Source organism: Streptomyces sp. NPDC007875, from assembly GCF_042868035.1.
Taxonomy (GTDB): Bacteria; Actinomycetota; Actinomycetes; order Streptomycetales; family Streptomycetaceae; genus Streptomyces; species Streptomyces antimycoticus.
Genome location: NZ_JBIADZ010000077.1, coordinates 1 through 10,461, shown reverse-complemented (window position 1 = coordinate 10,461; position 10,461 = coordinate 1). Strand labels below are relative to the sequence as shown.

The following is a 10,461-nucleotide window of genomic DNA, read 5'->3' as shown; positions in this document are numbered from 1 at the left end:
AGGAGTTGTGCTCCCATCCCCGCCCATTGGGCGCCTTGGCCGGGGAAGACGAACACCGTCTTGCCGTGGGGAGTGGCGTAGCCCGTCGTGAGGCGTGGATGCGGCTGTCCGGTCGCGAGGGCGGTGAGGGCGGAGGTGGCCTCATCGCTCTCGGTGTCGGTGAGGATGACGGCGCGGTGGTCGTGGAGGGTGCGGGTGGTGGCCAGCGACCAGCCGATGTCGAGGGGGCGGTCGTCCACCCCGGATTCCAGGTGGGCCAGGAGCCGTTGGGCCTGAGCTCGCAGGGCCGTGGGGGTCTTGGCCGACAGGATCCAGGGCGCGATCCCGCCGGTGGCGACCAGGCCAGGGATATCGCCGGCGTCGTCCACCTGCGGTGCGGCCGCTTCTGGAGCCTGCTCCAGGATCACATGTGCGTTCGTCCCGCTGACGCCGAAAGAGGAGATCCCGGCCCGGCGTAGGTGTCCGGTCTCCGGCCAGGGCCGCGCCTCGGTCAGCAGGGATACCGCGCCCGACGTCCAGTCCACCTGTGTGGTGGGTTCGTCGGCGTGCAGGGACCGGGGAAGCGTGCCGTGCCGCATCGCCAGCACCATCTTGATGACGCTGGATATGCCTGCGGCCGCTTGGGTGTGGCCGATGTTGGACTTCAGCGAACCGAGCCACAGTGGCTTGTCCTCCGGCCGGTCCTGGCCGTACGTGGCCAGGAGTGCCTGTGCCTCGATGGGGTCGCCGAGGGCGGTGCCGGTGCCATGGGCCTCGACCGCGTCCACATCGGCCACCGTCAGCCCGGCGTTCGCCAGCGCCTGGCGGATCACCCGCTGCTGGGAGGGCCCGTTCGGCGCGGTCAGTCCATTGCTGGCCCCGTCCTGGTTCACCGCGCTGCCGCGGATCACGGCCAGGACATCATGCCCGTTGCTGCGAGCGTCGGACAGTCGTTCCAGCAGCACCAGACCGACGCCTTCGGACCAATTGGTGCCGTCGGCGCCCTCGCCGAAGGACTTGCAGCGGCCGTCGGACGCGAGCCCGCGCTGGCGCGAGAACTCGACGAAGGCACCGGGCTGGCCCATGACGGCGACACCGCCGGCGAGTGCCATCGTGCATTCGCCGGAGCGCAGGGCTTGTACGGCGAGGTGGAGGGCTACCAGCGAGGAGGAGCACGCCGTGTCCACCGTGACCGCCGGACCGGTCAGGCCGAAGGTGTACGACACCCGGCCCGACGCCACGCTCGTCGCGCCGCCTACGCCGAGGTAGCCCTCCAAGCCTTCGGGCGCCGCGCCCGGACCGGTGCCGTACCCCTGGCCGCTGGCCCCGACGAATACCCCGACCTCCTGTCCGCGCAGTGACGTGGGAACGATCCCGGAGCGTTCCAGGGTCTCCCACGCGGTCTCCAGCAGGACGCGCTGTTGCGGGTCCATCGACAGGGCCTCGCGTGGGGAGATGCCGAAGAAGGTGGCGTCGAAGCCGCCCGCGTCGGTGAGGAAACCGCCCTCGCGTACGTAGGACTTGCCCAGGGCGTCCGGGTCGGAGTCGAACAGCCCGGCCAGGTCCCAGCCCCGGTCCTGCGGGAACGGTCCGATCGCGTCGGTTCCGGCGGCGACCAGCCGCCACAGGTCCTCGGGGGTGCGGACGTCGCCGGGCAGGCGGCAGCCCATGCCGACCACGACGACCGGATCCTCGGCCCCGTCCGGAACGGACCGGTCGCGCCGGGCCGGGCGGGGCGTGGCCTCGACCACCCGCCCGCCCAGTTGATCCCGCAGGAACTCGGTGGTGGCCAAAGGGGTCGGGTGGTCGAAAACCAGCGTCGCCGGCAGCCGCAGCCCGGTGGCCGCGTTGAGGCGGTTGCGCAGCTCCACCGCGGTCAGTGAATCGAACCCCATATCGCGAAACGCCTGCTCCGGCCCGATCGGGTCGACGGTCGGGAACCCGAGCACCGAAGCCGCCTGTTCGCGGACCAACTCCACGAGCAGACGCTCCTGTTCGGCCGCCGACAGCCCGGCCAGCCGCTCGACGAGGCCGCCCTCACCGGCCTTCGGCACCGGCCGGGCCGTACGCCGGGCCGGCCGGACCAGCCCCCGCAGCAGCGGCGGCGGTTCCGCGGCCTCCGCGCCGAGGGCGGCGACATCGAACCGCAACGGCACCAGCAGGGACAGCCCGGACTGCACCGACCGGTCGAAGAGGTCCAGTGCCTCTGCCGTGGACAGCCCGACGATGCCGCCGCGCCGCACCCGGTGCAGATCGCCGGAGCCGAGCCCGGCCGTCATGCCGCTGGTCTGTGCCCACATGCCCCACGCCAGCGAGGTGGCGGGGAGCCCGCGCGCACGGCGCCACTGTGCGAGACCGTCCAGATAGGCGTTGGCGGCGGAGTAGTTGCCCTGGCCGGGTCCGCCGAGGACTCCGGCGGCGGACGAGTACACCACGAACGCCGCCAGGTCCTTGTCGCGGGTGAGGTCGTGGAGGTGGCTGACGGCGTCGACCTTGGGGCGGAAGACGGTGTCGAGTCGGTCCGGGGTGAGTGCGGTGAGGATGCCGTCGTCGAGCGTCCCGGCCGTGTGGACCACGGCGGTGAGCGGATGGTCGGCCGGGATGTCGGCGAGTACGGTGGCGAGTTGGGCACGGTCGGCGGTGTCACAGGCGGTGATGTGCACGGTGGCGCCGCGTTTGGTGAGTTCGGTGGTCAGGTCTGTGGCGCCAGGTGCGTCCGGTCCCCGGCGGCTGACCAGCAGCAGATGGCGTGCGCCGTGCCGGGTGACGAGATGGCGGGCGACGGTGGCGCCGAGGGTGCCCGTGCCACCGGTGACCAGGACGGTGCCGTCCGGGTCCAGGGCGCGTGGCAGAGTGAGCACGATCTTGCCCGTGTGCCGTCCCTGACTCATCCAGCGGAACGCCTCGGGGGCGCGGGTGATGTCCCACTGCCGCACCGGCAGCGGTTCGATCCGGCCCGCCTCGAACAGCTCCACCAGCTGGTGCAGCAACTCCCGCACCCGCTCCGCGGGGGCCTCCCCGCCGAGGTCGAACGCCCGGTAGGTGACCTCCGGGTGCCGCGCCCCGACCTCGCCGGGCTCCCGCAGGTCGGTCTTCCCCATCTCCAGGAACCGGCCGCCGGGGTTGAGAAGTCCGAGAGAGGCGTCGATGTGCTCGCCGGTGAGGGAGTTGAGGACGACGTCGGCGGTGGGGAAGGTGCCGGCGTAGGCGAGGTCGCGGCTGGAGGCGAGCCGTTCGGCGGGAACGCCCAGCCGGTGGAGGGCGTGGTGCTTGGAGGGGTGGGCGGTGCCCAGGACGGTGGCGCCGAAGTGCTGTGCGAGCTGGACGGCTGCCATGCCCACACCGCCCGCGGCGGCGTGCACCAGGACCGTCTCGCCCCGCTGGACCCTCCCGAGGTCCTGCAACGCGTACAGCGCCGTCAGATAGGCCACCGGCACCCCGGCCGCCGTGCCGAACGACCAGCCCTCCGGCATCCGGATCACCGTGTGCGCGTCGGCGGTGGCCAGCGGCCCGAACGAGCCGGAGAACAGTCCCATCACCCGGTCGCCCACGGTCAGGCCCTCGACGCCCGGACCGACCTCGGTCACCACACCGGCGCCCTCCGTGCCGATCACCGACCGGCCCGGGTACATGCCGAGAGCCACCAGGACGTCGCGGAAGTTGAGCCCGGCGGCGCGGACCTCGATCCGCACCTGACCGGCCGCCAGCGGTGCGGGCTCGGCCTCGTCGGGCAGCAGCGCCAGATGGTCCAGGGTGCCGTACTCGGCCGAGTCCAGATGCCACGACGGTCGCGCGGGCACGCGCAGGCCGGGCTCGACCCGGGCCAGGCGTGGCACCCACACGGCGCCACCGCGCACCGCCAGCTGGGGCTCGTCCCCGGACCACACCCCGGCGGGCAGCTCCGCGCAGGCACCCTCGGCGTCCACCAGGGCCACCCGCCCCGGGTGTTCGGCCTGGGCCGAGCGGACCAGGCCCCAGACTGCGGCGGCGGCCGGGTCGGTGACCTCGGTGTCGTCGTGCACCGCGACCGCGCCGCGGGTGACCACGGCCAGCCGCGTCCCCGCCATCGCGTCGTCGGCGACCCACCGCTGGATCTCCCGCAGCAGGCGGCCGGTGAGCTCCCGGGCCCGCGCGGGCGGCGGCCCGGTGAGGTCTTCGGCCCAGGCACGCGTGTCGGCCACGAGGACGTCGGGAAGCGCCCCCCCTGCGTCCCGTGCGCCTCCGGCGCCCCCCATGGCCCCGACGCCTCCGGTGGCCCCGGCGCCTCCGGTGGCCGACTCGCCGAGCGGGGCCCAGGAGACCGCGCCGTCCGGCAGGGAGGTCTCGCTCCAGCGGACTGTCCACAGCGCGTCGTCGGCCGTGCCGGTCTCCAGCTGGGCCGGGTCCACCGCGCGCAGGGTGAGCGAGTCCACGGAGGCCACCGTCCGGCCCGAGCCGTCGGTCAGACGTACCGAGAAGGCGTCGTCGCCGGCCGGGCGGACATGCACCCGGACCGCGGACGCGCCGCCCGCGTGCAGACGCACGTTGTTCCAGGCGAACGGCAGCAAGGTCACCTGTCGCGCCGGGTCGGAAGGCAGAGAGAAGCTGCCCGCGTGCAGCGCGGCGTCCAGCAACGCCGGGTGGATGCCGAACCCTTCGGCCTCCGCGACGGACGCCTCCGGCAGCGCCACGTCGCCGAAGATCTCGCCGTCCCGGCGCCACGCGGCGACGAGCCCGCGGAACGCCGGACCGTACGCGTAACCGGCGTCGACGAGCGAGCGATAGAAGTCCTCCACCGGGATCGGCTCGGCTTCCGCGGGCGGCCACTCGACGGTGGCCCCGTCCGCGGCCCCGTCCAGCGGTGCCGGGCCCTGCGCCGCGAGCGTGCCGGTGGCGTGCTCGGTCCAGTCGGTGCTCCCGTCGGCGCGGGAGTAAATCCGCACCGTACGCCGCCCGCCTTCGTCCGCGCCCACGACGACCTGGACGCTCAGGGCGGTGTCGCCGGGCAGCACCATCGGCTGCCCGATCACCAGCTCCTCCAGCACCGGGGTGCCGGTCTCGTCCCCGGCGCGGACGGCCAGTTCCACCATGGCCGTGCCGGGCACCAGCACCGCCCCGGAGATGACGTGTTCGCCCAGCCAGGGCTGGGCCCGCACCGAGAGCCGCCCGCTGAGCTGCACCCCGCCCGTCTCCGGGAGCTGCACCACCGCGCCCAGCAGCGGGTGGCCCGCCTCGCCGAGCCCCACCGCGCCCACGTCGCCGGATCCGGCGGCCCGCTCCAGCCAGTAGTGCTCGTGCTGGAAGGCGTACGTGGGCAGGGTGACGCGCCGGGCGCCGGATCCGGCGAACATCGCGTCCCAGTCCACCCGCACACCCCGTACGTACAGACCGGCGAGCCCGGCCAGCACCGCGTGGGCCTCCTGGACGCCCGGACGCAGGGACGGCACGAACGCCGCGTCCGCCTCGGGCAGACAGTCCTGCCCCATCGCGGTCAGCACCCCGTCCGGGCCGAGTTCCAGATGGGTGCGCACGCCCTCATCGGCCAGTGTGCGGACGCCGTCGAGGAACCGCACCGCGCCCCGCACATGCCGCACCCAGTACTCCGGGGAGCACAGCTCCTCGGGATCGGCGACCGCGCCGGTCAGGTTCGACACCACGGGTATCCGGGGCGGCGCGTAGGCCAGCCGGGACGCCACTTCGCGGAACGCTTCCAGCATCCCGTCCATGTGGGGGGAGTGGAAGGCGTGCGAGACCACGAGCCGCTTGGCCTTGCGGCCCTGCCGCGCCAGCGTCTCCGCCACCGCCGTGACCACGTCCTCGTCACCGGAGACGACCACGGAGGTCGGGCCGTTGACCGCGGCGATGGAGACCTTGTGCTCCTTCCCCGCGAGCAGCGGCGCCACCTCGTCCTCGGCCGCCTCCACCGCGACCATCGCCCCGGTCGCGGTGAGTTGCTGCATCAGCCGCCCGCGCGCCCGTACCAATGTGCAGGCGTCCGGCAGGGACAGGACCCCGGCCACATGGGCCGCGGCCACTTCGCCGATCGAGTGGCCCAGCACATACGCGGGGCGCACCCCCCACGACTCCACGAGCCGGAACAGTGCCACCTCCAGCGCGAACAGCGCGGGCTGGGTGAACTCGGTCCGGTCCAGCAGCGCTGCCCTCGCCGACCCCTCCTCGGCGAAGACCACCTCGGCGAGCGAGACCTTGTCGTCCCCGTCGCGCAGGTCGCCGAACTGGGCGGACACGGCGTCGAAGGCCCGCGCGAACACCGGGTAGCCGCCGTGCAGTTCGCGGCCCATTCCGGCCCGCTGGCTGCCCTGGCCGGTGAACAGCACCGCCACCTTTCCGGAGGCCACGGACCCGGTGACCGCCGACCGGGCGGACGTGCCCGAGGCCACCGCATCCAGCCCCGCGACGGCCTGCTCGGCATCGGCGCACAGCACGACCGCGCGGTGGTCCAGCCGGGTCCGGGTGGTGGCCAGTGACCAGCCCACGTCCAGCAAGCTGTCGGCGGGCGTCTCCCGCATCTGGGTCAGCAGCCGGGCGGCCTGGGCACGCAGCGCCGCCTGCGTATGGCCCGAGAGCACCCACGGCACCACGTGGCCGGTGGCGACCGGGCCGGGGTCTGCGGACTCCGCCGAGCGGACGGGCGGTTCCTGACCGGCGGTGTTCTCCCCGGTGTCCTCAGGGGCCTGTTCCAGGATGACGTGTGCGTTCGTTCCGCTGACGCCGAAGGAGGAGATCCCGGCGCGGCGGGCGTGTCCGGTCTCCGGCCACGCCCGCGCCTCGGTGAGCAGGGACACCGCGCCCGTGGTCCAGTTCACCTGGGAGGTGGGCTGTTCGGCGTGGAGGGTCTTCGGCAGCCGGCCGTGACGTAAGGCCATGACGGTCTTGATGACACTGGCGATGCCGGCGGCGGCCTGCGCATGGCCGATGTTGGACTTGAGGGAGCCGAGCCACAGCGGCCGGTCCTCCGGGCGCTTTTGGCCGTAGGTGGCGAGAACGGCCTGCGCTTCGATGGGGTCGCCGAGGGCCGTGCCGGTGCCGTGGGCCTCGACCGCGTCCACATCGGCCACCGTCAGCCCGGCGTTGGACAGGGCCTGACGGATCACCCGCTCCTGGGAGGGGCCGTTGGGCGCGGTGAGTCCGTTGGAGGCGCCGTCCTGGTTGACCGCGGTGCCCCGGATCACGGCCAGCACGTCGTGGCCATTGCGGCGGGCGTCGGACAGCCGCTCCAGCAGAACGAGCCCGACACCTTCGGACCAGGTGGTGCCGTCGGCGCCCTCGCCGAAGGACTTGCAGCGCCCGTCGGGCGCCAGGCCACGCTGCCGGGAGAATTCGACGAAGGCGGTGGGCCGGCCCATCACGGCGACACCACCGGCCAGCGCCATGGAGCATTCGCCGGACCGCAGTGCCTGCACGGCGAGATGGGCGGCCACCAGCGAGGACGAACAGGCGGTGTCCACGGTCACGGCGGGCCCGGTCAGCCCGAGCGTGTACGACACGCGCCCGGAGATGACACTGCCGGAAGCGCCGACCCCCAGATAGCCCTCCAGGCCCTTGGGCGCCTCGCCCGGGCCGCTGCCGTACCCCTGGCCGCTGCCCCCGGCGAACACCGCGATGTCCCGGCCCTCCACCGACCGAGGATCCATCCCCGCCCGCTCGAAGGTCTCCCACGCGGTCTCCAGCAGCAGCCGCTGCTGCGGATCCAGCGACAGGGCCTCGCGCGGCGAGATGCCGAAGAACGCGGCGTCGAACCCGCCCGCCCCCTCCAGGAATCCCGCCTCGCGTACGTAGGACTTGCCCACGGCGTCAGGATCGGCGTCGAACAGGGTCTCCAGGTCCCAGCCGCGATCCGTGGGGAACGGCCCGATCGCGTCCCGCCCCTCGTCCACCAGCTCCCACAGCGACTCCGGATCGGTCACCCCGCCCGGCAGCCGGCACGCCATCGCCACGATCGCCACCGGTTCGGTGGACTCGGCGATCAGCCGGTCGTTCTCCCGCCTCAGCCGCTCGGCGTCCATCAGCGAGGTACGCAGCGCCTTGACCAGGTCTTCCCGGGACGCAGCCATGTGTACTCCTCTCCGCAACCGCGGCGTCAGTCGTTTCCGAAGGTCGTGCCGCGCATCGCCCGGCTCACCAGCTCATCGGCATCCAGCTCCGCGAGCGCGGAGGTCTCCGCCTCCGCGGCGGTGCCCAGACCACTGAGGTCGCGCGGACCACTGAGGTCGCCGGCCGTGGAGTGTGCGAGGCGCACCAGCGCGTCCAGTACCCCCAGTTCGTGGAAGCGGCGCAGCGGCACCGAAGCCAGTACCCGCCGGATCTCCCGCTCGCGGCCCTCCGCGTCGGCGGCCCCGCCGTCCGCGGTCCCGTCCGCGTCCCCGTCCACGGTGGGGACCAGCTCCGTGCGCAGCCTCCTCGCCAGCGTGGTCGGCTTCGGATAGTCGAACACCACCGTGGGGGAGAGCTGCAGCCCGGTGGCCGCGTTGATCCGGTTGCGCAGCTCCACCGCGGTCAGCGAGTCGAACCCGGTGTCCTTGAACGCGCGCTCCGGCTCCACCGCGTCCCCGTCCGCATGCCCGAGCACGGCCGCCGCCTCACGCCGCACCAGATCGGTCAGGAACACCTCCTGCTCCGGGCCGGTCAGCTCGGCCAGGCTGCCCAGGAGCACCTCCCGCCGCGATGCGCCCCCGCCCGGCGTGTCCGCCGCCAGGATCTCGGCGACCTCGGGCAACTGCCGCAGCAGCGGCCGCTCCCGGGCCATCGTGTAGCCCGGCACGAACCGTGCCCAGTCGACGTCCGCGACGATCACATTCGGCAGACCACCGCCCACGGCCCGCGCCATCGCACGCAGCGCCGGCGCCGGATCCATCGGCAGGATGCCGATACGGCGCCACTGGTCGCCGCCGTCGGCGTCGATCATGCCGAGCCCGCCGCCCCAGCCGCCCCACGCCACCGACGTGGCCGCCAGCCCGCGCGCCCGCCGCCGGGCCGCCAGTCCGTCCAGGAAGGCATTGCCCGCCGCGTACGGAGCCTGTCCACCACTGCCCCAGACACCGGCACCGGAGGAGAACAGCACGAACGCGTCCAGCTCCCGGCCGCCGACGAGCTCGTCCAGCACCAGCGCGCCGCGCACCTTCGCCCCCGTCACGGCGGCGAACTCCTCGGCGGTCACCTCGGTGACCGGAGCCGAGGGCAGCCCGGCACCGGCGGTGTGCACCACCGCGGTCAGCGGATGGGTCCGCTCCGCCTCCGCCAGCACCGCGGCCACGGCGTCCCGGTCGGTCACATCGCAGGCGGCGACCGTGACCTCCACCCCCGCCAGGTCCGCCACCAGTTCGGCCGCGCCCGGCGCATCACCGCCCTGCCTGCTGAGCAGCACCACATGGTCCGCCCCGCTCGCGGCGAGCCAGCGCGCCACATGCGAACCGAGCCCGCCGGTGCCGCCCGTCACCAGCACGGTGCCGCGCGGCTTCCAGGGGCTGCCGGAACCGTCCCGGTCGCGCACCATCCGGCGTGCGAACAGCCCGTCGGCGCGCACCGCGAGCTGGTCCTCCCCCTCCGGGGACGACAGCGCCGCGAACAGCCCGTCCGGCAACGCCTCGCCGTCACCCTCCCCTTCGGCCGGCAGGTCGATCAGGCCGCCGAAGGTGTCCGGATGGTCGAGCCCGAGCACGGCGGCGAATCCCCACACCGCCGACTGCACCGGGTCGGCCGCCTCACCGGCCACCGCGACCCCGCCCCTGGTGACGCACCACAGCGGAGCGGTGACCCCGTGGTCCCGCAACGCCTGCGCCGCCGCGAGCGTCGCCGCGGTGCCCGTGGACACGGTGCCGTACTCGATGTCGGCGCGGTCGTCCCACGAGAGCAGGGACACCACCCCGGCACAGCCGTCCGCCGACTTGACCTGGTCGCCCAGCGCCTCCCGGCCGGTTTCGGAAACCTCGGCGGCCACCACCTCGGCGCCCCGCGCGGCCAGCCCGTCCAGCACCGCACGGACCCGCGCCGAGCCGGCCCGCACGGCCGGGACCAGCACCAGCCACCGGCCCGACAGCAGCGGGTCGGCCGTGGCCACCCGCGTCCAGTCGATCCGGTACCGCCATGCGTCCGTGAGGGAGTCCTCCCGGCTGCGCCGACGCCAGGAGGCCAGGGCGGGCAGCACCGTGCCGAGGGCCGCCGCGTCCACCTCGAGATCCCGCGCGAGGGACTGCGCGTCTCCGTCCTCGATGGCCGCCCACAGGGAGCCGTCGGCCGTCTCGGCCCGCGTCGGTGTCCTGGCGGGCTCCAACCAGTAGTGCCGGTGCTGGAAGGCGTACGTGGGCAGCGGCACCCGGCGGGCCCCGGTACCGGCGAACAGGGCGCCCCAGTCCACCGGCACCCCGGCCGCGAACAGCCCTCCCAGCCCCGTGAGGACGCGGTCGGGGCCGCCGTCGTGGCGGCGGAGGGTGCCGGTGATGGTGGCCCGGACCTCGGGGAGGGTTTCGGTGGTGTCTTGGATGG

1 protein-coding gene and 1 pseudogene are annotated in these 10,461 nt (G+C 74.0%); both read right to left on the bottom strand.

The features are described from left to right. Window positions 1–7,931, bottom strand: a pseudogene (locus ACFYOY_RS48815) (SDR family NAD(P)-dependent oxidoreductase); the annotation flags it as partial. 128 nt (window positions 7,932–8,059) lie between these two features. Then, window positions 8,060–10,461, bottom strand: a 2,402-nt coding sequence (locus ACFYOY_RS48810; protein ID WP_388594542.1) for an SDR family NAD(P)-dependent oxidoreductase, incomplete at its 5' end; no start/stop codon positions are given.